The sequence below is a fragment of the Ruegeria marisflavi genome (assembly GCF_025673445.1).
In the GTDB taxonomy this organism is placed as follows: Bacteria; Pseudomonadota; Alphaproteobacteria; order Rhodobacterales; family Rhodobacteraceae; genus Ruegeria_B; species Ruegeria_B marisflavi.
The window spans coordinates 1-20,447 of record NZ_JAOVQN010000037.1 but is presented as its reverse complement, the minus strand read 5'-3'; the positions used below and the strand labels follow the sequence as shown (position 1 = coordinate 20,447).

Genomic DNA, 20,447 nt, shown 5'->3' with positions numbered 1-20,447 from the left:
CGTTTCGCAGAGGTCGGGGCAAATTTCTAGCGTCGCCCTAAGCACTAAGGGTGGGTAATTGGGTGGATAAAAACTGCATACACCAATTTAAATTCAATATTTTCAGTGGTTTACGTGAGGTTAATGGTGCCCGGGGGCGGAATCGAACCACCGACACGAGGATTTTCAATCCACTGCTCTACCCCTGAGCTACCCGGGCACGGGAACGGTTCTAGCCGTTGGGTGCAGGCCTTCTAAGCCGAGCGAAAACTAGTGTCCAGAGGGTTTTTCAAGTTTTTAGGTAATGGCGCGATCAATCCTTTCCGCACTGGACTTTGAGGAGCGTTGTTGGGTGGTTACCCTTGCGCCGGGCGCTAGTGTGAACCCTGTGAAATGCCAGGTTTGCCCTTGGTTCTGGTTGCTCGAAGCCGGGGTGCCCGGGTCTGTCACGGTTATGGATAGAGGGGTAACGAGAGAACCGGTCCGGTGAATTGGGAACCGGACGGGACAGGGTATTGGCCCTGCCGCCGCCCGCCGGCTCTGCCATATCTAACCAAGTGACGGGCACGCCGTAGGTGTCTCGTCGGGGCAGGGCGTCTGCTCCGGAGGTTTCAGAACCGCAGTGATAGGCAGGACATGCCGCCGTCGAGTTTGGCGCACTCGCTGTTGTTGATCTGGACCACCGAGAAACCGGCCTTGTCTAGAATGTCGGCGGTCTTCGGGAAGCCTGCGGGCATCAACACGAGATCGTTGAAACGGATCGTGTTGGCGCATGCCTCTTCGCCGGGTGCCGTATGGATCACACGGTATCGCTGGAAACAGCCGGAGGCGTCGAGCCGTTCCGTGGACAGGATCGTCTCGCCGTCGAGCAAGGAACAGTCGGTCTTGAAATGCAGCACACCCGGTGGGGTGAAGACCTCGCGCAGCTGGTGGCCCCAATCGCTGACAATCGCGGCCAGTTCCTTGACCCCTTCGGCATCAGTCCGGGCGGACCGGCCGACCAGGATCTCGCGTCCGGTGACCAGGATATCGCCACCCTCGATATGACCTGGGCCAGAGATCTCGCGGATCTCGGCAACAGCACTGCGTAAGGTGGGCGCCATTTCGGCGACCTCTCCCATGCGGCTGGGCGCACCGGGGCGCATCAGAACCGCGCCCTGCGGCAGGCAAAGCGCCGTATCTTCGACAAAGAGCGCATCGGCAAAATCGTCCAGCGGCGGCAACTCGATCACCTCGGCGCCGGTGCTTTTTAGTGTGGCGACATAGTGCGCGTGATCCTTGAGCATCTGCTCAAGGTCAGGTGTGCCGATATCTTCGGCGCGCAATCCGTTGACGACGCTTGCGGCTGGCCTGCGGGTGATGGCGCGGGTGAACTGGTATGTTGGGTCGCTCATTCTGTGTCTCAGTTCTGATTGGGGGTGTAGGGCGCTTGTACCTCGACGATCGACGGGCCATTGCCCTTGGTCGCGGCTGCCAGAAGGGCGGCGAAGGCTATTGGATCGGTGTCGGCGCAACGGGAATAGGGCATCCCATATGCGGTGGCGATGGCAGCGAAGTCAGGTGGCGTGGGATCGCAGCCAACTACGCTTATCTCGGCCTCCCGCATCGCACTGTCAATCTCGCGGTAGCCGTGACTGTTCCAGATCACAAAGACAATGGACAGATTCTCGTCGCGTGCGGCCATCATCTCGGTCAGGCTGAATTGGGCTCCGCCATCACCCGCAATGCAGATAACCGGCGTACCGGGCGCCGCGATTGCCGCACCGATCGAGGCCGGGATCGCGTATCCCAGCGCGCCAAAACCTGTGGCCGCATTGAACCATCCGCCAGGCTGGTCATGGTCGTAGTAGAGATTGCCAGCATAGATCGGTTGCGTTGAATCGCCCACGATGATGGCGCCCGGCACCGCGTCGCGCGCGGCGTCGAGCATGTCGACCATGCCGCGCATGTACGGGCCGATTTCCTGCCACGCGGCGTTCCGCGCCGCTGCGGCGCGCAATGCCCCGCCGCTGGCCCGGTTGCCGCCGGGCAGGCGCTGGGTCAACGCGGCAAGGCATGTTGCCGCGTCCCCGTGGATCGCGATTGTTGCCGGGTGGCGGGACAATTGCTCAGCGCAGGTGTCGATCCGGATCAAGTGCGGCAGGCGCGGCATCGAACCGGTTGCGTACATATCGTAATCGGTTTGCCCCAGTTCAGTGCCGACCGCCAGAACAAGGTCGGACTCTTCGATCAAGCTGCGGACAGAAGTAAGGCTTGGGCTTGCCGGGACACTCAATGCCGCACCATGCATTAACCCGCGTGCATTCACGGTCTGGACAACCGGCGCATCGAGCCGTTCCGCCAGTGCCTTCAAGGTTTCGGCTGCCGCTATTGCACCACCACCTGCAAGGATCACCGGGCGTGACGCAGCCGTCAGGCGTTCTGCCGCCAGATCCAGCAGGTTCGGGTCGGGCGCCGGATCCGCCGCCATCGATGGACCGTTCAGCGCAGCGGGAAGCCTTGCGACATCCAGCGGAATTTCGATATGGCAGGGTCCCTTGCGCCCAGTGGTCAAGCGTTCGAACACCGCGTCCAAAGCCGGTGACAGGTCGCTGCCCTGCCTGATTTGCCGGGCTTCAAGCGCAACCTTTGCCACCATTCCCAATTGATCGGGCAACTCATGCAGATGACCGAGCCCCTGGGCAAGGCTGCTTTGCTTGTTGACGCCGGAAATGGTCAGGATGGGGATACTGTCGGCGCGTGCCTGACCCATTGCGGTCAGCGTGTTGGTCACGCCCGGGCCGGTGATGACAAAGGCGACGCCGGGTTTGCCCGAAACGCGGGCATAGCCGTCGGCCATGAACCCGGCACCCTGTTCGTGGCGCGGGGTGACATGCCGAATGCCCGAAGCTGCAAGCCCGCGATAGAGTTCAATCGTGTGCACGCCAGGGATGCCGAAAACGCACTCCACGCCCCGTTCCGCCAGCCCCGCCACCAGCGCTTCACCCAGAGTTGGCATCAGGCGTCCTCGGTCTGGAGTTGCGTGGCATGTGCCACGATGCGGTCGCAGGCTCTGTCAAAATCGGTGTCATCAGCTGTCAATGCCACGCGCACCCAACCCGTTATCGTGTCACCGAAGGACTCGCCCGGCATCACCGCCACGCCCGCTTGGTCCAGCAGGTGCCTGGCATAGGTTGCGCCGTCCATTCCGGTTGCCGATACATCGACCATGGCGAACATTCCGGCCTGGGGTTCCAATACCCGCAGGCAAGTTTGGCCATTCAAACGGTTTGCCATGCGGCTGGCCCGTGCGGCGAACCGCGCCCGCATTCCGGGAGCAACGGTCGAGCCGTCACGCACCGCGCGCTCTGTCATATCTGCTATGAAGGGTTGATTGCCGAACAGCATGGTTTCGGACAAAGGCAGCAGCGCTGCGGTAAATGTCTCGGGCCCGATGCACCAGCCGCTGCGGAACCCCGGTGCGGCGTGAGATTTCGAGATCGACGAGACCACAATAACCCGGTCTGCCAGATCCGGGTGTGCAAGTGGCGAGGTAAAGCCTTGCCCTTGGAAGACCAGTTGCTCATAGACCTCGTCCGAGATTATCCACAGATCGTGTTTGCGGGCCAGCTCACCAATTTTGGCTGTATCCTCGGGCGTCAGGATCGCGCCGGTGGGGTTGTGGGGCGTGGTGAGCAGGATCGCACGGCTGCGCGGCGTGATGCGTGCGGCGATATCGTCGGCCGAGATGCGGAACCCGTTCTCGGGCCGCAACGGAACCGGCACCAGATCGGCGCCGGTGGCGCGGATCACCCCGGCATAGGTGGCATACATGGGATCGCCCACCAGAACCTCGTCACCACCTTCGGCCACGCCCATCAGCACCGCGTAAAGCGCGGTCTGGGTGCCCGGAAAGCACATGACCTGATCGTCCGAAATCACCCGCCCGGTGCTGGTGCTGTAACGTTCGGCGAGGGCCGCGCGCAGGCCCGGCTCGCCCGCGCCATCGGAATAGGTGGTGCGTCCGGCGCGCATCGCGGCCGCGGCCACATCCATCAGCTCGGCAGGCGGCGGCACATCCGGTTCGCCGATGGTCAAGCAGATTACATCGGCGCCCTTGGCGGTCATTGCCTTGGCGCGCAGGTGAATTGCCCATTTGGCGCCGCCCAGATCGGCCAGGCGGCGGGTTATCTCGGTGGTTTTCATGCCTCTTCTCCCGGATCGTTCAGGGTCAGTCCCAGAATGGCGCCGACCGAGGTCAGGCCGATGTTCACAAGTTCGCCCGGGCCAAAGGCCTCGGGCAGCGCGCCGCCTTCCAGCCAGAGCCCGTCGATGACGGCGTTGCAGGCGATGGCCAGCGCGCGCAGCCGTTCGGGCGAGGGGGCTTCGCCAGCCTCGTCCAGGGCGGGGGCGATCAGCGCCTGCAAGCGGTCGCGAAAGTCGTAATAGGTGCGGCTGTGCACCTCGGCCATGCGCGGGTCGCGCTGCACCATGTTGAGGAACCCGGCCCACAGGCCCACCGCCTGTGGGCTGCTGACCGGCGGGGTCAAGCTGGCGCGCACGATTCGCGCCAGTTGGTGCGCCGCCGGTTCGCCCGCCCGACGGGGGCCTTCCATCGTGGCATCGGTGAGCTGGCTCATATGCGCCTGATAGGCCGCATAGATCAGGTCATCCTTGCCATCGAAATAGTGCCGGATCAGTCCCAGCGTCACGCCCGCCTCGTCGGCGATGCCACGCACGGTAGCCGCCTGCACACCCTTGCGCCCGATCAGGGTCAGCGTCGCCCGGATCAGCGCCTCGCGCCGACTCTCAGCGGATTCGCGGGTAAAGCTGCGACGTGGGCTGTCCAAGGGCGGGGCCTCCTGCGGGGTGAAAAGCGGGCTTGATTTGCGTCACGCTTGTTGTTATACGTTTGTATAAATATAAGCAGAACCGGTCCGGAAAGGCAACCGGAAAGTCAGGGGGGATCGCGTGACAGCAACGCAGGAACTGACGCCCGACGCGGGGGCTGCCAGCGATTTGGCGGGGACATTGCTGATCGAGGATCTGCATAAATCCTTTGGCGATCTCGAAGTGCTCAAGGGCGTGTCGCTGACCGCGAACCGGGGCGATGTGATCGCGATCATCGGCGGCTCGGGCTCGGGCAAGTCGACCATGCTGCGCTGCATCAATTTTCTGGAAACCCCCAGTTCAGGCCGGATCGTGATCGGCGGCGAGGAAATTCAGATGCGACCCGATGGCACTGCTGCCAACCGCAAGCAGCTGGAGCGGGTGCGCACCAGGCTGGCGATGGTGTTCCAGTCGTTCAACCTGTGGACCCACCGCACCCTGCTGGAAAACGTCATCGAAGTGCCGGTCCATGTGCTGAAAGTGCCGCGCGCGCAGGCGATCGAAAAGGCGCGCGCCCTGCTTGCGCGGGTGGGCCTGGCCGAGAAAGAGGATACATATCCGCTGTTCCTGTCCGGTGGCCAGCAGCAGCGCGCGGCCATCGCGCGCGCGCTGGCGGTGGATCCGGCGGTGATGCTGTTTGACGAGCCGACTTCGGCGCTGGATCCCGAACTGGTGGGCGAAGTGCTGGGCGTGATGCGCGACCTTGCCGCCGAGGGGCGCACCATGCTGGTGGTCACCCATGAGATGAACTTTGCCCGCGAGGTCGCAGACCATGTGGTGTATCTTTATCAAGGTCGGATCGAGGAACAGGGGCCACCCGACCAGATATTCGGCAACCCGCAATCCGAGCGGCTGAAACAATTTCTGAAATCCATCAACTGAAGCTCAAGAATGAAAAACAGGGAGACCAAGACATGAACTTCAAGACTTCTCTGCTGGCCGGTCTGGCCGCATTGGCCCTGGGCGCGGGCCCCGTGGCCGCCGAACAGGTAAAGATCGGCATCGCGGCCGAGCCTTATCCGCCCTTCGCCTCGCCCGATTCCGCCGGCAACTGGGTCGGCTGGGAGGTCGAGGTGATCGACGCCGTCTGCAAGGCCGCCGCACTGGATTGCGTGCTGACCCCCGTCGCATGGGACGGCATCATCCCCTCGCTGACCGGCAAGCAGATCGACGCCATCATGGCCTCGATGTCGATCACCGAAGAGCGGATGCAGACCATCGACTTTTCGAACCCCTATTACAATACGCCTGCCGTGATCGTGGCCGACAAGTCGCTGGATATCGAGGCAACGCCCGCCTCGCTGGCCGGCAAGATCATCGGGGTGCAGGCCTCGACCATTCACCAGGCTTATGCCAACGCGTATTTCGGCGATGCAGAAATCCGTGTCTACCAGACTCAGGACGAGGCCAATCAGGACCTTTATGCCGGTCGCATCGACGCAACCCAGGCTGACAGTATCGCCATGGCCGATTTTGTCGCCACCGATGCGGGCCAGTGCTGCGAGATCAAGGGCGCCGTCGCCAATGACGAAGCGATCCTGGGCAAGGGCGTGGGTGCCGGAGTGCGCAAGGGTGACGACGCGCTGCGCGAGGCGTTGAACAAGGGCATCGCCGCAATCCTGGCCGATGGCACGCACGAGGCGATCACCGCGCGTTACTTCACCGCGCCCATCTACAGCGAATAATCGCTGCCGATGGAGGGGCTTCTGGACCTGCTCGGCCTGGCGAAAAGCGCCGAGCTGTTGTCGCTGTCACCACCGGGCTGGGGGATGAACCTGCTGCGCGGTCTGGGCAAATCGCTTCAGATCGCGTTCGGGGCCTTCGGCTTCGGTCTGGTGATCGGGCTGTTCGGAGCCTATGGCAAGCTTTATGGCGGGCCGGTCATCCGTGATCTGCTCGCCATTTATACCACCGTTGTCCGGGCGGTGCCCGAACTGGTTCTGATCCTAATTCTCTATTTCGTGGGAACAGATCTGATCAATCAGGCGTCCGAAGCGCTCGGATATGGGCGGGTCGAGATCAGCGGCGTTGCTGCGGGTATCTGGGTATTGGGCGTGGTCCAGGGCGCCTATTCGACCGAGGTGCTGCGCGGGGCCATCCTGGCGGTGCCGCAGGGCCAGATCGAGGCGGCACGCGCATTCGGCATGCCGCCGGTGATGCTGATGCGGCGGGTGACCATTCCGGCGATGCTGTCGTTTGCCCTGCCGGGGCTGGCGAACCTGTGGCTGATCGCCACCAAGGATACCGCGCTGCTGGCGGTTGTGGGCTTTAGCGAGCTGACGTTGGAAACCCGGCAGGCGGCGTCGAGCACGCGAGCCTATTTCACCTTCTTCCTCGCCGCGGGCGCGCTGTACCTGATGGTGACGCTGATGTCGTCCGTGCTGTTCCAGCTGCTTGAGCGGCGGGCGCGGCGCGGTCAGCCCTCACTCAAGGGGGCAAGCCGATGATGCGGTTGATCCGTCCGATGCTGATGCCGCACCGGCTGGTGCTGATCGCACTGGCAGTGGCGCTGGCGCTGTGGTGCGCCCTGACGCTGCGCTGGGACTGGCTGCCGAAGTATCTGCCGCTGGCGATGGAGGGGCTGTGGCGCACGGTCTGGTTGTTGGTGACAAGCACGGTTCTGGGCTTTTTGCTGGCGGTTCCGCTGGGTTTTGCCCAGGCGGTAGGGCCTTGGTACCTGTCGACGCCCGCGCGGGTTTTCTGCACGCTGATCCGGGGGACGCCGCTGCTGTTGCAGATCTGGCTGCTCTATTACGGGTTGGGTTCGGTCTTTCCCCAGATCGACGGTATTCGCGACAGCGTTCTGTGGCCCTATCTGCGGCAGGCCTGGCCCTATGCGCTGCTGGCGCTGACGCTGTCCTTTGCCGGGTACGAGGGCGAGGTGATGCGCGGTGCATTCGCCGGGGTCAACCGCGGCCAGCTTGAGGCCGCGCGGTCCTTCGGGATGCCTCGGTTCACCCTGTTCCGTCGCATCTGGCTGCCGCAGGCGGTCAACAATGTGCTGCCGACGCTGGGGGGCGAGACCATCCTGCAACTGAAAGCAACGCCGCTGGTGGCGACGATCACGGTGGTCGAGATCTTCGCAGTATCGTCGCGGGTACGGCAGGACACATTCGTGATCTATGAACCGCTCCTGTTGCTGGCGCTGGTTTATATGGCCATCGCGGGGCTGATTGCACTGGCCTTTCGCTGGCTGGAAAACCGGGTTCCCACCCGGCGCCCCGGTAGCTGATCGCGCATCGCGACACGTTGCCCATCCCAAACCCATGGTGTAGGTCTGTCCCGATCTATCGAACAGGCACCCGTGACGATGAGCCGTATTTCTCATATCGAGCTGGATGACAGCAACCTTCCCCCGCCCACGCCCGAGATCGAGCAGGAGCGCAAAGTCGCGATCTATGATCTGCTGGAGGAGAACAGCTTTGCCCTGCCGGTGCGCGACGACCGTGCCGTTCCTGAGGGACCCTATCGGGTGAACCTGTCGATCCGCGACAAAAGGCTGGTCTTTGAAATTAAGACCGAGGATGAACAGAAGGCGGCCGAATTCCACCTGTCGCTGGGGCCGTTCCGACAAGTAGTCAAGGATTACTTCCAGATCTGTGAGAGCTATTTCAATGCGGTCAAAACCCTTCCGCCCAGCCAGATCGAGACCATCGACATGGCCCGGCGCGGCATCCACAACGAGGGCAGCCGAGTGTTGCAGGAACGGCTGGACGGCAAGGCCGAGATCGACACCGACACCGCGCGCCGCCTGTTCACCCTGATTTGCGTTTTGCATTTCGGGGGCTGAATGGTGCAGCCGCTTCCGCATTCGGTCCTGTTTTGCTGCGACCACAACGCGGTCCGCTCGCCCATGGCGGAAGGTATCATGAAGAAATTCTATGGCACCGGCACTTATGTGCAATCTGCCGGTGTTCATAACGACATGGAAATCGACGGGTTCTGCATCGCGGTCTGCCAGGAGATTGACGTCGAACTGGCGCGCCACCGTTCGCGATCCTTCGACATGATGCAGGAATGGGGCGACGATCTCAGCTCGTTCGATCTGGTGGTGGCGCTGTCGCCCGCCAGCCAGCGCCGGGCGCTGGAACTGACCCGTTTTTTCCACCTCGATGTCGAATATTGGCCAATTATGGACCCTACCGGACTGGGCGAGACGCGGGCGGAAAAGCTACATCACTATCGTCAGACCCGCGATCAGATCATCAAGCATCTGAAAGAACGCTGGGGCGAGCCAACGGAGAGATCATGAGCGAGACAGTCAAACGCTATTTCGAAGCCTTCAATGCAGGCGATGTACAAGGAATGCTGGACTGCTTGTCCGACGACGTGGCCCATCACGTGAACGAGGGTCAGATTCGGGTGGGTAAGGAGAAGTTTGCCGAATTCTGCGCCCATATGAACCGCTGCTACAAAGAGCTGTTGACCGACATGGTTGTGTTCGAGGCCGAGGGCGGCAACCGCGCGGCGGCGGAATTCATCGTGAACGGCACCTATCTGCAAACTGATTCCGGTTTGCCCGAGGCGCATGGCCAGACCTATCGCCTGCCCGCCGGGTCGTTCTTTACCCTGAAGGGCGGCAAGATCTCGCGAGTGACGACCTTCTACAACCTGGCCGATTGGGTGAAACAGGTCTCGAATGGCTGAGGTTACCGAGGTCCGGGCGCTGACCGGCGCGGCGCTGGACGCCGCGCTGGATGATGTGGCCCGGCTTCGGATCGCGGTGTTCCGCGCCTGGCCCTATCTCTATGACGGCGACCTGGACTATGAGCGGGACTATCTGCAAGCCTATCGCAATAGCGAAAGGGCCATTGTGGTCGGTGCCTTTGATGGGGAGCGGTTGATCGGCGCCGCCACCGGCATGCCGCTGGCCGATCATGCCGACGATTTTGCCGCCGCCTTTGCCGGTAGTGGCGTGGCGCTGAGCGAGGTGTTCTATTGCGCCGAATCCGTGCTGTTGCCCGAGTATCGCGGCTATGGTGTGGGCCACCGGTTCTTTGACCTGCGCGAGGGCCATGCCCGCGCGTTGGGATTTGCCAAATGTGCCTTTTGCGGAGTGCAGCGCCCCGCCGATCACCCACTGAAACCCGACAACTATCGCCCGCTCGATGCATTCTGGTGCGCGCGGGGTTACAAGAAATTGCCCGGTGTAGTGGCGCATTTCGGCTGGAAAGACCTGGATCAGGACCACGAGACCGACAAGCCACTGCAATTCTGGATCCGGGATATCTGATCCTGCCTTATGGAGAGACCGCAGATGAAAATCGCCACGGCCGCCTATCCGCTCGACTGGCTCGACAGCTGGGCACAGTACGAAGACAAGCTGGCCCGGTGGGTGTCCGAGGCGGCGGGGCAGGGGGCCAATCTGCTGGTGTTTCCGGAATATGGGGCGATGGAGCTTTGCACTCTGGCTGGTGCAAAAACGGCGGCGGACCTTGAAGGTTCGCTGCACGCGGTCAGCGAGCGGATGGAGGAGGCAGCCGGATTGCATCTGAAACTTGCCGCGGAGTATGGTGTCCATATCCTAGGCGCGTCCGGACCTGCGAAGTTTGGGTCGGGGCGTCCGGTGAACCGGGCCGAGCTCTACACTCCGACCGGTGGGCGCGACCATCAGGACAAGCAGATCATGACCCGGTTTGAACGCGAGGATTGGGATGTTGTTCCCGGCGGGCCTCTGAAACTCTTCGATACCGCGCTTGGCAAGATCGGTGTTTTGATCTGTTACGACAGCGAATTCCCGCTGTTGGGACGGGCTTTGTCAGAGGCCGAGATTCTGTTGGTGCCTTCCTGTACCGAGGCGCTGTCGGGGTATAGCCGCGTACGCATCGGGGCGATGGCACGGGCGCTGGAGAACCAATGCGTTTCGGTCATGTCCTCGGTCGTGGGGCGCAACGACTGGTCGGAAGCGGTGGATACAAACACCGGAATGGGCGGCGTATTCGGGCCGCCGGATCGCGGTTTTCCGCAGACCGGGGTCTTGGCAGAGGGTGTCCTGAACCAGCCTGGCTGGACCTATGCCGAGGTCGATCTTGCCTCTGTCGCAGATGTGCGCGCAGATGGTGTGGTGCTGAACAGGCGCCACTGGGCCGAGCAGGACGGACGGGTCCAATCGGTCACAATGTGTTGCATGAAGGCAAAAGAAGCCTTGAACTGAGCGGGAAATGCGCGCATTTAAGCGCTCGAGCCTGCGGATTCCGCGGGCTAAACGCAATGATGGAGACAACATGGCCAAGGAAGATACGCTCGAATTTCCCGGTGTCGTGAAGGAACTCCTGCCCAATGCGACGTTCCGGGTCGAGCTTGAAAACGGCCATGAGATCATCGCACACACGGCAGGCAAGATGCGCAAGAACCGCATCCGTGTTCTGGCTGGCGACAAGGTTCAGGTCGAAATGACCCCCTATGATCTGACCAAGGGTCGGATCAACTATCGTTTCAAGTAACGCCTTCCCATGGCGTTCATTCTCGGATCGGGCAGTCCCAGGCGGCTGGACCTGCTGGCACAGCTTGGCATCACACCGGATGCCGTGCGTCCACCCGAGATCAACGAAGACCCCAGACCAGGTGAACTGCCACGCAGCTATTGTGCGCGCATTTCCCGTGAAAAGGTGGCCGCTGTTAAGGCAGCGCCCAACGACATCGTTCTGTGTGCCGATACCACTGTCGCGCTTGGCCGTCGTATTCTGGGTAAACCGGCAGATGCGGGCGAGGCGGCCGAATTCCTGCATGCGCTATCCGGACGCCGGCATCGTGTGATCACTGCTGTGGCCGTGCGGCGTGGCGACCGCCTGTGGGAGCGGGACGTGGTGAGCCAGGTCAGGTTCAAACGCCTCTCGGATGTCGAAGTGAACAGCTATCTCGCCACCGGCGACTGGAAGGGCAAGGCCGGGGCCTATGCCATTCAGGGTCCGGCTGGCGCGTTCATCCCCTGGATTGCTGGGTCTTTCACCGGCATTGTCGGATTGCCGCTGGCCGAGACGGCTGCGCTTCTGACGGCTGCGGGTTATCCAAAATTCAAAGGTGTCGCATGAAGGGCCGTACGATCGTTCTGGACCATATTCAGGGGCGCGAGGCCGCGGCGTTGATGGTCGATGGCCAGTTGGACGATTTTCTGATTGCGGGTGATGCACCAACTCCTGGCACCATCTACCGCGCCCGCGCCGACCGCCCGGTCAAGGGGCAGGGCGGCATGTTCCTTAGCACGCCTGACGGCCCGGCCTTTTTGCGCCAAGTGTCTGGGCTTGCTCCGGGTGCGCGCATCCTGGTTCAGGTTTCAGGCTATGCCGAGCCGGGCAAGGCGATCCCAGTCACCGCAAAATTGTTGTTTAAGAGCCGATATGCCATCGTGACACCCGACGCGCCGGGAATCAACCTGTCGCGCAGAATTCGCGACGAGGCCGAGCGCGACCGACTGCTTGAAATCGCGCACGAGGTGATGACTGGCAGTGCATTCGGTCTGATCCTGCGATCGTCTTGCGCCGAAGCGGATGCCGATGAGATTGCCGAGGATATCGCGGCGATGCGCGAGCAGGCGGAGCAGGTGTTGAACGACGACGGTCAGGACGCGGAAACGCTGATCGACGGCGACGGCCCGCATGTTCTGGCTTGGCGCGATTGGACCGATCCGGCCGAGGTGGTGACCGAACCGGGCGGATTTCAAGAGCAAGGGGTGCTCGACGCTCTTGATCAGGCGCGCGGTATTTCCGAACCCCTGCCGGGCGGTGGGCTGATCTACATCCAGCCGACGCGCGCCCTTGTGGCGGTCGATGTGAACACTGGTACAGATACGTCACTGGCTGCCGGCCAAAAGGCTAATTTTGCCTGTGCCAAGGTGTTGCCGCGCGCGCTGCGTGTACGGGGACTTGGCGGGCAGATCACGATCGATCTAGCGCCGATGGCGAAAAAAGACCGCCGTGGATTTGAAGCGGCTCTGCGGGCATCATTCAAATCGGACGGCGAGGAGACAACCTTGGCGGGCTGGACCCCATCGGGTCATTTCGAGCTGCACCGCAAGCGTGGTCGGGTCTCTGTCGAGGACTTGCTGAAATGAGTTGTCCGATCTGCGGTGTCAAGCAGCAGTTCAAATACCGCCCCTTTTGTTCCAAGCGGTGTTCGGATCTGGATCTTGCCAAGTGGCTGAACGGTTCGTACGCAATTCCCGCTGAGGCCGCGGCCGAGGAAGAAGAACTGAACGAACTCGACATCCCTTCGTCAGAACATCGTCACTGATCGAATTGGGTTGGCACGAGCGTCGGGAAACAGCCGCCCGACACGAAACATTCAATCTCAAAGAATGAGGTTGGTGCCTGCCGACACCAACCCGCTCAACCGGGATCGAATGAAAAACCTGCTGAGAAGTTATGTTCAGCTTAGTGCCTGGAATTCGACTCGGCGGTTCTCGTCTGCCTTGGGGTCAGTCGAGTTGAAGGGAAACCGCTCACCCATTCCAACCGTCTCAAGCCGTCCGGACTCGATCCCGCATTCCTGGACTAGATGCCGCGCGACTTCCTTTGCCCGCAGTACCGACAAGCGCTCGTTGTAGTCATCCGAGCCGGAACTGTCTGTATGGCCGATAATGCGAATTATGTTGATATCTGAAGTCCGCAGTACGGTGCACAAGGTGTCAAGTTTTGGCTTCTCTGATGCAGAAAGGGCGGCCGAGTCAAAACCGAACTTGATATGGAGATTGACCTGCAACTCGGGATCAAGTTGCCCGAACACAAGCGGCTTATTGGGGTCTGCGGCGGCTGCGGTTACGGTTTCTCCACTCGTGGACGATTGGCTTTGGACGCTGACTGCCGTCTCGCTGTTCACATCCTGGACCGTCACCAGCTTTAGTCCCCGAGTCTGCCCCATTCCACTGTCCTGCGCTGCCGAGAAGGCTTGTTTCTGGCGCTCGAAAAGACTCTGGAGTTGCTCGGCAGTATAATCCTGTGCGAGCACTGGATTGGCCAATGCCAGGAGGGCAACCGTCAGTCTGAGTGATGTCATCAGCATCTCTCCTTTTCTGAAAAGGCTTTGTGTCCAACTGCAAGCAGAGTATCATCAAAGTTGTTTGAATACATCCCATTTGAAAGACCGGAACCGAGCCTTGCATCGATTGTTCGTGATAGACCCCGGATGATGACGGGACCGACGACGCGGATACCGGCCGTTTTGCCCCGAGCACCGATATTTGTCGGTTCGGGACTGACCCATGTGGGTCGCGTTCGCGAGAGCAATGAGGATTCGATTCTGACCGATCCTTCGGGTGTCGTGTGGGCCATAGCCGACGGAATGGGCGGATACGGGCACGGAGACGTTGCATCCGACATCGTCACGGATTGCCTAAGCCGGTTGAAGGACGATGCCTTGGCCGGACCCGAGTTGCGGATAAAACTGGCAGAAGCCAACGCTGCGGTGATTTCACAAGCGCGTTCTCAGCGGCTGGACGGGATGGGGGCAACTGTTGTTGCGATGATGATCCAGAATGCCATCGCAACGATTGCCTGGGCCGGAGATTGCCGCGCCTATCTCCTCCGACAAGGGGGACTCAGGTTGCTGACCCACGACCATACTGTCGTTCAGGATATGGTTGACCAGGGCCTGCTAGATATACGTGATCGTGATGATCATCCGGAACGGCACGTCGTGACCCGCGCCGTTGGGGCGCAATCGGAACTGGAAGTTGACACAGTCGCTGTCCCGCTGATTTCGGGCGACCGGCTAATGCTGTGTAGTGATGGCTTGACGACATGCCTTGCCGATCAACAGATTGCAACAATCCTTGGGGAGAACGGCAATCCCGAAGCTGTTTGCACGGCTCTAATGACAAAGGCACTGGAACTCGGTGCTCCGGACAACGTTTCGGTCATAGCGGTTTTTGCCCGGGAGGGATGAAACATGCGTCAGGGAACCCTGATCGGGCCCATCATCATCGCTATTGGCCTCGTTGTCGCGGCTATCGCGTTCACCGTTGTTGGGGCGTTGCTTCAAACCGCCGATGGAACCACGGAAATGCGCCTGAACGGGACGGATCAGGACATCTCGGACCTGCGCAATGACCTGGCACGGCTGCGAGACACGCAGCGCGATCTTGAAGCCGAAGTAAAGCGACTGTCCGAAGACATCGGTCTTTTGTCTGGCCTGGCCGCCAGGGGACAGCCGGTACAAGTTGACGCGGTACAAATGACGTCTCTGGAGGAAACCGGGGATCACCAGGAAACAGAAGAAATGACCGAGGAGATGATTCTGGCGAAATCCCGGTTCAATGCCGGTATTACCCAGCCGAAGAACCGCGTGATGCTGGATATCCTCGGACATCCTCGTGACAGCTACTCCACTGCATGCCAACCCGTTAGCAACCCGCGTCTAAAGTCGCTGCTGGAGACCCGTCAGATCGGCCCGATCCGGGTAACGATGGTTCGTCCCGCGCTCGATTCCCTGGAACGCATCATGGCGCAGTTGCAAGCGTCGGAACCTGATATCTATGCGGCGATGGGAACCGCTGGCGCCCTGTGTGCACGCCTGATCCGGGGATCTGCAACCTCGGTCTCGAACCATTCATGGGGAACCGCGATAGACCTGAAGCTTGAAGGTCAGCTGGATGGGTTCGGCGATGGCGGCACGCAGTTCGGTCTCTTGCTGCTTGCGGAGCTTTTCAACGAAGAAGGATGGTTCTGGGGTGCCACCTGGAACCGCGAAGACTCGATGCATTTCGAGATTGGAGAAGAAACCCTGCGTCGATGGCAGGCAGAAGGAAAGCTGTGATCGATGGCGCAAAGCGCGCGTTCCTCGGGCCGTGGCAAGGGCCAGCCTTACGCGGCTCTGTCCGAACCGGTTCTTGCGTTTGCCGAAACGATGGAACGGAAATCGAAATCCGGTGAACGGACAATGTGCGAAGAGGCAGCCGCCCTTCTGAATGTTTTTGAAACCCGGCTTCACGATGCTGGCGCTCCGCGGGTGGCGATTAAACCGGCTCGCTATGCGCTTGGGGTCCTCATCGACCGGCGCGCCCGGTCCCTGCCCCGAACGCGTCTTTCCACCTGGGCTATTTTGGCACAGCAAAAACTGTTCGATGGGCGAGAAATCGATCTGAACCGAATCCAGGATTTTGCCGCCACCGCCCGGCGCGAAGGTGGCGATCTGACGGCCCTGAGCGACTTCCTAGATACTGTCATGACACAGTGCCGGGACTTGCGACAAGGCTACCAGCGGCAACGCACGGGCTGGGGGAAATACGCCTTGTTCAGCGTGGCCTTGTTTGTTGTTTTGCTCACAGCTTATGCGGGGTTTCTTGAATACAGGTACCAATCTGCCGTTCTCGACCGCTTTCAGCAGGCGCAGGCTGATCTCGACCTATCTCTTTCTGTTGCGGCGCAGCTCGATGCAAGTGCCGAAGCGCTGGCGCAAGTGGAGCGTGCAGCAACCAAGGCCCCGTTTGGCGGTTCGTTGCGTTTGCCTGTTTTCGATGCTCTGGCCCAGGCCAGCATCCAGCATGCGGAGCAGACGCAAAGAGTGTTGCCGTCTGAGATACGGGCTGCCATCGAGGAGAGGCTGGCGGTCGAAGGCCAAGGCTTGATGATCTACGACGCCCTGCGCGCCTGGGCGGTGCTGATCGGTGATCTCGACTGGCATCCCGCATACCTGACCGGTTGGCTGGAAGACAATGCGCCGGACCTTGCGCCGCATGTGTCGGAACTCACCGGGCCCACCATCGGCTTAGCCGCCGAGGACCCGGAACTGATGGAACTGGTGCGCGCGTTCGCGGCGGAGGCCGACGAACCCAGCCGCGCCTGGCTTGAACTGTTGCGGGCCGAGGGAACACGCAGCCTGCCGCGCTGGCAGGCCGACCAATGGATTCCTGGCATAGGCGCCGTGTTGCAGCACAGGTCAGGCGCATCCTTGTCAGGTGGTTTGCCCGGACTGTTCACCGCTTCGGGTTGGCAAATGGCGCGCCAATACGAACTCGGCCTGGCGGTGCAAGCCGCCCGGAAGGCCGGACCCGTAGTAACCGGAGTGGCGTTGTCGCCGCGCAATGATACTGCGGACCTGTTGGAAAACCGGCTTTTGACCGAAACGCTGGACGCCTGGAGCGGTTGGCTGGCCGATGTCAGGGTTCGGCCCTTTGTTGACAGGGAAACCGCCATTCTGGTTTCGGGTTCGCTTGGCAAATCCCCCGGGCCTTTGGACGCGTTGCTGCGACAGGTCTGGACAGAGGTTGGCGGCGGCGACACCAGCCGAAGCCATGCGCAACAATTGCGGATCGCGACCCGGTTCGGGGCGATGATCCAATATGTGGAGCAGGGTCGCCTGGCCGAAATTGCCCGTCTGTTTTCCAGCCTCAACGTGGCGCTTGGATCCATAGATGTGAATGCCGAGCGCGGTGATCAAAGGTTGATGAGCGTCCATGAAAGCGCACGATCGGTTCAGGCGCTCAAGGCGGCACCGCGGATAGTTGTCCAGATTGCCGAAGACGTTCTTGCACAAGCGGGGCAGACAACAGGGTCGCGCCAATCGAATCCGATCCTGAGGCAATGGCAGCAGGATGTTTTCCCACTTTGCCGTCAGTTGGTCCAAGGACGTTACCCCTTCTCTGATGGGCCGGATGTGGATCAGGGCGGCCTTGCCGCTCTGTTTGGGCCTACTGGTGCTTTCTCCAGCTTCCTGTCGGCCTATGCCGGTCCTTATCTCGATACCTCGGAAAGCCCGTGGAGATGGAAGCCCGAGGCCCGGTTCGCCGGTCTTACCCCCGAAGGTGCGGCGTTTCTCGAACGCGCGGCCTTGGTCGACCAGGCCCTCTTTGGGTCGAACGGCGAGTTGGGAACAGAACTGAGAGTGTCTGCGCTGGCCGAACGTGGTGAAACGCTGATGACGCTTGGTGGCAGTGCGGCACCGATCCGGGCGACAGGGGAGGCAGCGCATCTGTTCTGGCCCGGTCCTGATCCGCTGGGGGGAGTCGAAGTGACCTTTCGCCAGGGCGATCAAACCACACGCCTATCGCACACTGGCCTTTGGGGATTATACCGCTTGCTGGACGACCTGCGCCTGCGTGCGCGCGACGGAGGGCGCAGGATCCTGGTGGATTTGAGAACAGAGGGCGGGCGGGTGTTCGTCGAGATGGAATTCGATCACGAGGTCAACCCGGTATCCGCGCGCGCGGCTGTTCAGGGGCTTTCATGCCCACCGGTCTTGTAACCCCGAGGAAATTCCACCCAGCAAATTGAAAACACGCTATACTGGCCCGGATTTGTTGTTGTCTTGGTGAGCTGCCGAGGACGAAAGATGTTCGATGATCGTGACTTTGTACTGAATTCCCCTTTACCGACTACGGATGACGATGCACTGGGTGGGCTGCGATTCTGTAGCCTGACAGGCCGGGACATGGCGGGTTCATGTTTCCGGTATGAACTGACCGCCTTAAGCTTCGACAGGGACATCGAGTCGCGGGATCTTTTGGGTGAAATGGTTTCGCTCACGATCAAGGGCAACCCTGAGCCCCGCTACTTCAACGGTTACGTCGACGAATTCTGTTTTGGCGGCGACACCGACGACGGGATGGCGAGGTATATCCTTATCTTGCGGCCGAACCTTTGGTTCCTGTCAAAGACAACGGACAATCGGATTTTCCAGGAAAAGACCGTTCCCGACATCATCGAACACGTTCTGGCTGAGCATGGCATCAGTTCCTACGAATTCAAACTGAAGTCCACTTACGCACCCCGTGAATACTGTGTGCAGTATGGTGAAAGTGATCTGAACTTCCTGGAACGCCTGATGCAGCACGAGGGCATTTGGTACTACTTCACCTTCGACGACGGCGATCACAAACTGATTTTCGTCGACGATAACATGTCGCTGGAAAGTGCGCCGGGATACGACACCATCGCATACGACGTAAATTTGCGGCAAGGTGAACTGTCAACCGAGTGCATCAGCGAGTGGAAGCGGACCGGCAGAGTGGTCTCTGCCAGCTGGACTCATACGGATTACGATTTCACCCGTCCCTCTGCCGATTTGATGGCGATGGATCAACTTGAGCGCGACAACTCACTAGCGAACAAGAAGCAGTATTCCTATCCTGGATACTACGTTGATCACAGTCGCGGAAACAAGCTGGCCCAGGTTCGCAATTTATCCGCGCAGGCCAAGGCGGAAAGGGCAGAGGCCCAGACCTCTGCACGAGGCCCCAGCAGCGGCTTTTTGTTCCAGATGGCAGCGCACCCTCGGGACAGTGAGAACAATGAGTTCTTCTTTATTTTGCAGGCTGATTACGAAATTTGGGATGCACAGTACTTCTCCGGGCAGGGTAAGCGCGGCGTGCAGAATGGGTTCGAGGCTCGATGGCTGGTACAACCCCAGTCGCACCCTTATCATCCGCCACGCAAGGCGCGCATTCCGGTCATGCGCGGCCCGCAAACGGCAGTGGTCGTCGGACCCGCTGGCGAAGAAATCTATACGGATGAATATTCTCGGGTAAAAGTTCAGTTTCACTGGGACCGCGAAGGCAAAAAGGACCAGCACACCACTTGTTTTATCAGGGTAAGTTCGGTCTGGGCCGGATCCGGGTGGGGGTTCATCCAGATCCCCCGTATCGGGCAAGAAGTGATCGTCGATTTTCTGGAAGGCGACCCAGATCAACCGATCATCACCGGGCGCGTCTATAATGCCGAGCAGATGCCGCCCTATGCCCTGCCATCGAATGCGACACAATCTGGCTGGAAATCCAACAGCTCACCCGGCGGCGGTGGGTTCAACGAGCTTCGTTTCGAAGACGCCAAAGGTAGTGAAGAGGTCTATTTCCAAGCAGAGAAAGACCACAATGAGCTGGTCAAGAACAACGAAAGCCGGACCATCGGGAACGACTTCTATGAATCGGTCGGGAATGACGCGAGACAGGAAATCAATCACGACCGTAGTGAGTATGTCGCCAACAACAAGGATACGACCGTCGATGTAAACCGGACTGTATTGATCGGACAGAACGACACCGAAACCGTTGGGGTCAACAGATCTCTGAGCGTCGGTTCCAATGAAACGATCAGCGTTGGTTCGAATTCGACCGAAACCATCGGGGTCAACCACACCCAGACGGTTGGCGCGATTCAGACGGTCAGCGTCGGCGCGGTACGTGTGGACACGGTCGGCGCGGCCGAGCAACGAACTGTCGGTGGACCCCAATCCAATGACATCGGCGCGAACCGCTCGGTCTCGGTCGGCGCAAGTCAGACCCACTCTGTCGGCAGCGATGATAGCTGGACCGTTGGTAGCAATCGATCCGTTCAGGTGGGCAAAAACCTTGTTCACACTGTCAGCAAGAATGCCGTTTACACTGTTGGCGACAACATGACTATTTCGGTCGGTAAGAAACTAGCCATCGATGCGGGTGACGAGATCCTGATCAAGACCGGATCGGCGTCCATTCTCATGAGAAAGGACGGCACGATCCAGATCAAGGGCAAGGACATCAAGGTGCAAGGCAGCGGCAAGATAGACATAAAGGCGTCGAGCAGCATCAAAATGAAAGGCTCGAAGATCGACCAAAACTAGGGTCTGTTGAGATTCACTTTGAGTTCAGGAGAGCGGCGCAGGCATTGATGATTGCCGTAAAGCTGAGGTCT

General features: G+C 60.5%; 22 protein-coding genes and 1 tRNA gene. 17 read left to right on the top strand and 6 right to left on the bottom strand.

Annotated features, from left to right (window positions below; translation table 11 throughout):
* Positions 1-124: 124 nt before the first annotated feature.
* The 5 genes from OEZ49_RS21870 to OEZ49_RS21850 all read right to left on the bottom strand — a co-directional run bounded on the left by OEZ49_RS21870 (position 125) and on the right by OEZ49_RS21850 (position 4,808).
* Positions 125-199, bottom strand: a tRNA-Phe gene (locus tag OEZ49_RS21870).
* Positions 200-590: 391 nt separating this feature from the next.
* Positions 591-1,373, bottom strand: a complete 783-nt coding sequence (locus tag OEZ49_RS21865) for a dimethylarginine dimethylaminohydrolase family protein (RefSeq protein ID WP_263390281.1) — start codon at positions 1,371-1,373, stop codon at positions 591-593.
* Between the two features lie 8 nt (positions 1,374-1,381).
* A complete protein-coding gene (locus OEZ49_RS21860) occupies positions 1,382-2,977 on the bottom strand; it encodes a 5-guanidino-2-oxopentanoate decarboxylase (RefSeq protein ID WP_263390280.1) in 1,596 nt (531 codons plus the stop codon).
* Positions 2,977-4,164, bottom strand: a complete 1,188-nt coding sequence (locus OEZ49_RS21855) for a pyridoxal phosphate-dependent aminotransferase (RefSeq protein ID WP_263390279.1) — start codon at positions 4,162-4,164, stop codon at positions 2,977-2,979. The genes OEZ49_RS21860 and OEZ49_RS21855 overlap by 1 nt, the downstream gene beginning before the upstream one ends.
* Positions 4,161-4,808 carry a TetR/AcrR family transcriptional regulator gene (locus tag OEZ49_RS21850; protein WP_263390278.1) on the bottom strand — a complete coding sequence of 216 codons (648 nt, stop codon included), beginning with the start codon at positions 4,806-4,808 and terminating at the stop codon, positions 4,161-4,163. Before OEZ49_RS21850 ends, OEZ49_RS21855 begins: the two co-directional genes overlap by 4 nt.
* Before the next feature lie 139 nt (positions 4,809-4,947).
* Between OEZ49_RS21850 and OEZ49_RS21845 the strand changes: the two genes are divergently transcribed.
* The 13 genes from OEZ49_RS21845 to OEZ49_RS21785 all read left to right on the top strand — a co-directional run bounded on the left by OEZ49_RS21845 (position 4,948) and on the right by OEZ49_RS21785 (position 13,077).
* Positions 4,948-5,730 carry an ABC transporter ATP-binding protein gene (locus OEZ49_RS21845; protein ID WP_317853193.1) on the top strand — a complete coding sequence of 261 codons (783 nt, stop codon included), beginning with the start codon at positions 4,948-4,950 and terminating at the stop codon, positions 5,728-5,730.
* Between the two features lie 32 nt (positions 5,731-5,762).
* Positions 5,763-6,533: a transporter substrate-binding domain-containing protein gene (locus OEZ49_RS21840; protein ID WP_263390277.1), complete on the top strand. Its 771-nt coding sequence runs from the start codon at positions 5,763-5,765 to the stop codon at positions 6,531-6,533.
* 9 nt (positions 6,534-6,542) lie between these two features.
* Positions 6,543-7,295, top strand: coding sequence for an ABC transporter permease (locus OEZ49_RS21835; protein WP_263390276.1), 753 nt, complete (start codon positions 6,543-6,545; stop codon positions 7,293-7,295).
* Positions 7,292-8,080: an ABC transporter permease gene (locus tag OEZ49_RS21830; protein ID WP_397545697.1), complete on the top strand. Its 789-nt coding sequence runs from the start codon at positions 7,292-7,294 to the stop codon at positions 8,078-8,080. Before OEZ49_RS21835 ends, OEZ49_RS21830 begins: the two co-directional genes overlap by 4 nt.
* 78 nt (positions 8,081-8,158) lie before the next feature.
* On the top strand, positions 8,159-8,638 hold the full coding sequence (locus tag OEZ49_RS21825; RefSeq protein WP_263390275.1) for a UPF0262 family protein: 480 nt from the start codon (positions 8,159-8,161) through the stop codon (positions 8,636-8,638).
* Between the two features lie 3 nt (positions 8,639-8,641).
* Positions 8,642-9,100 carry an arsenate-mycothiol transferase ArsC gene (locus tag OEZ49_RS21820; protein WP_263390285.1) on the top strand — a complete coding sequence of 153 codons (459 nt, stop codon included), beginning with the start codon at positions 8,642-8,644 and terminating at the stop codon, positions 9,098-9,100.
* The gene (locus tag OEZ49_RS21815) at positions 9,097-9,495 is read left to right on the top strand and encodes a nuclear transport factor 2 family protein (RefSeq protein ID WP_263390274.1); all 399 of its coding nucleotides are present in this window, start codon (positions 9,097-9,099) and stop codon (positions 9,493-9,495) included. The genes OEZ49_RS21820 and OEZ49_RS21815 overlap by 4 nt, the downstream gene beginning before the upstream one ends.
* A complete protein-coding gene (locus tag OEZ49_RS21810) occupies positions 9,488-10,081 on the top strand; it encodes a GNAT family N-acetyltransferase (RefSeq protein ID WP_263390273.1) in 594 nt (197 codons plus the stop codon). The genes OEZ49_RS21815 and OEZ49_RS21810 overlap by 8 nt, the downstream gene beginning before the upstream one ends.
* A 24-nt stretch (positions 10,082-10,105) precedes the next feature.
* Positions 10,106-11,002, top strand: coding sequence for a carbon-nitrogen hydrolase family protein (locus tag OEZ49_RS21805; RefSeq protein WP_263390272.1), 897 nt, complete (start codon positions 10,106-10,108; stop codon positions 11,000-11,002).
* A 70-nt stretch (positions 11,003-11,072) separates the two neighbouring features.
* Positions 11,073-11,291, top strand: coding sequence for a translation initiation factor IF-1 (infA, locus tag OEZ49_RS21800; protein ID WP_005978431.1), 219 nt, complete (start codon positions 11,073-11,075; stop codon positions 11,289-11,291).
* 9 nt (positions 11,292-11,300) lie between these two features.
* Complete coding sequence (locus OEZ49_RS21795; RefSeq protein WP_263390271.1) at positions 11,301-11,879, top strand: Maf family protein; 579 nt, start codon at positions 11,301-11,303, stop codon at positions 11,877-11,879.
* Entirely contained in the window at positions 11,876-12,898 is a 1,023-nt protein-coding gene (locus OEZ49_RS21790; protein ID WP_263390270.1) for a ribonuclease E/G, read from the top strand. The genes OEZ49_RS21795 and OEZ49_RS21790 overlap by 4 nt, the downstream gene beginning before the upstream one ends.
* Positions 12,895-13,077: a DNA gyrase inhibitor YacG gene (locus tag OEZ49_RS21785; RefSeq protein WP_263390269.1), complete on the top strand. Its 183-nt coding sequence runs from the start codon at positions 12,895-12,897 to the stop codon at positions 13,075-13,077. Before OEZ49_RS21790 ends, OEZ49_RS21785 begins: the two co-directional genes overlap by 4 nt.
* A gap of 135 nt (positions 13,078-13,212) precedes the next feature.
* Here the strand turns inward: OEZ49_RS21785 and OEZ49_RS21780 are convergent, their stop codons facing one another.
* Positions 13,213-13,839, bottom strand: coding sequence for an OmpA family protein (locus OEZ49_RS21780; RefSeq protein ID WP_263390268.1), 627 nt, complete (start codon positions 13,837-13,839; stop codon positions 13,213-13,215).
* Between the two features lie 132 nt (positions 13,840-13,971).
* Between OEZ49_RS21780 and OEZ49_RS21775 the strand changes: the two genes are divergently transcribed.
* The 4 genes from OEZ49_RS21775 to OEZ49_RS21760 all read left to right on the top strand — a co-directional run bounded on the left by OEZ49_RS21775 (position 13,972) and on the right by OEZ49_RS21760 (position 20,376).
* Positions 13,972-14,727, top strand: coding sequence for a PP2C family protein-serine/threonine phosphatase (locus tag OEZ49_RS21775; RefSeq protein ID WP_263390267.1), 756 nt, complete (start codon positions 13,972-13,974; stop codon positions 14,725-14,727).
* Between the two features lie 3 nt (positions 14,728-14,730).
* Positions 14,731-15,597, top strand: coding sequence for a M15 family metallopeptidase (locus OEZ49_RS21770; RefSeq protein WP_263390266.1), 867 nt, complete (start codon positions 14,731-14,733; stop codon positions 15,595-15,597).
* Positions 15,598-15,600: 3 nt separating this feature from the next.
* Positions 15,601-18,024 (top strand): ImcF-related family protein, encoded by a 2,424-nt coding sequence (locus tag OEZ49_RS21765; RefSeq protein WP_263390265.1) that lies wholly within the window; start codon positions 15,601-15,603, stop codon positions 18,022-18,024.
* Between the two features lie 87 nt (positions 18,025-18,111).
* Positions 18,112-20,376 (top strand): type VI secretion system Vgr family protein, encoded by a 2,265-nt coding sequence (locus OEZ49_RS21760; RefSeq protein WP_263390264.1) that lies wholly within the window; start codon positions 18,112-18,114, stop codon positions 20,374-20,376.
* Positions 20,377-20,447: the final 71 nt, after the last annotated feature.

What these genes read in the sequence shown, in the direction of transcription:
- OEZ49_RS21825 (WP_263390275.1), top strand. Translation starts at nt 8,159, where the DNA reads ATGAGCCGTATTTCTCATATCGAGCTGGATGACAGCAACCTTCCCCCG.
- OEZ49_RS21770 (WP_263390266.1), top strand. Translation starts at nt 14,731, where the DNA reads ATGCGTCAGGGAACCCTGATCGGGCCCATCATCATCGCTATTGGCCTC.
- OEZ49_RS21855 (WP_263390279.1), bottom strand. Translation starts at nt 4,164, where the DNA reads ATGAAAACCACCGAGATAACCCGCCGCCTGGCCGATCTGGGCGGCGCC.
- OEZ49_RS21860 (WP_263390280.1), bottom strand. Translation starts at nt 2,977, where the DNA reads ATGCCAACTCTGGGTGAAGCGCTGGTGGCGGGGCTGGCGGAACGGGGC.
- OEZ49_RS21810 (WP_263390273.1), top strand. Translation starts at nt 9,488, where the DNA reads ATGGCTGAGGTTACCGAGGTCCGGGCGCTGACCGGCGCGGCGCTGGAC.
- OEZ49_RS21805 (WP_263390272.1), top strand. Translation starts at nt 10,106, where the DNA reads ATGAAAATCGCCACGGCCGCCTATCCGCTCGACTGGCTCGACAGCTGG.
- OEZ49_RS21785 (WP_263390269.1), top strand. Translation starts at nt 12,895, where the DNA reads ATGAGTTGTCCGATCTGCGGTGTCAAGCAGCAGTTCAAATACCGCCCC.
- OEZ49_RS21830 (WP_397545697.1), top strand. Translation starts at nt 7,292, where the DNA reads ATGATGCGGTTGATCCGTCCGATGCTGATGCCGCACCGGCTGGTGCTG.
- infA (WP_005978431.1), top strand. Translation starts at nt 11,073, where the DNA reads ATGGCCAAGGAAGATACGCTCGAATTTCCCGGTGTCGTGAAGGAACTC.
- OEZ49_RS21760 (WP_263390264.1), top strand. Translation starts at nt 18,112, where the DNA reads ATGTTCGATGATCGTGACTTTGTACTGAATTCCCCTTTACCGACTACG.
- OEZ49_RS21835 (WP_263390276.1), top strand. Translation starts at nt 6,543, where the DNA reads ATGGAGGGGCTTCTGGACCTGCTCGGCCTGGCGAAAAGCGCCGAGCTG.
- OEZ49_RS21795 (WP_263390271.1), top strand. Translation starts at nt 11,301, where the DNA reads ATGGCGTTCATTCTCGGATCGGGCAGTCCCAGGCGGCTGGACCTGCTG.
- OEZ49_RS21765 (WP_263390265.1), top strand. Translation starts at nt 15,601, where the DNA reads ATGGCGCAAAGCGCGCGTTCCTCGGGCCGTGGCAAGGGCCAGCCTTAC.
- OEZ49_RS21780 (WP_263390268.1), bottom strand. Translation starts at nt 13,839, where the DNA reads ATGACATCACTCAGACTGACGGTTGCCCTCCTGGCATTGGCCAATCCA.
- OEZ49_RS21790 (WP_263390270.1), top strand. Translation starts at nt 11,876, where the DNA reads ATGAAGGGCCGTACGATCGTTCTGGACCATATTCAGGGGCGCGAGGCC.
- OEZ49_RS21840 (WP_263390277.1), top strand. Translation starts at nt 5,763, where the DNA reads ATGAACTTCAAGACTTCTCTGCTGGCCGGTCTGGCCGCATTGGCCCTG.
- OEZ49_RS21775 (WP_263390267.1), top strand. Translation starts at nt 13,972, where the DNA reads ATGACGGGACCGACGACGCGGATACCGGCCGTTTTGCCCCGAGCACCG.
- OEZ49_RS21865 (WP_263390281.1), bottom strand. Translation starts at nt 1,373, where the DNA reads ATGAGCGACCCAACATACCAGTTCACCCGCGCCATCACCCGCAGGCCA.
- OEZ49_RS21815 (WP_263390274.1), top strand. Translation starts at nt 9,097, where the DNA reads ATGAGCGAGACAGTCAAACGCTATTTCGAAGCCTTCAATGCAGGCGAT.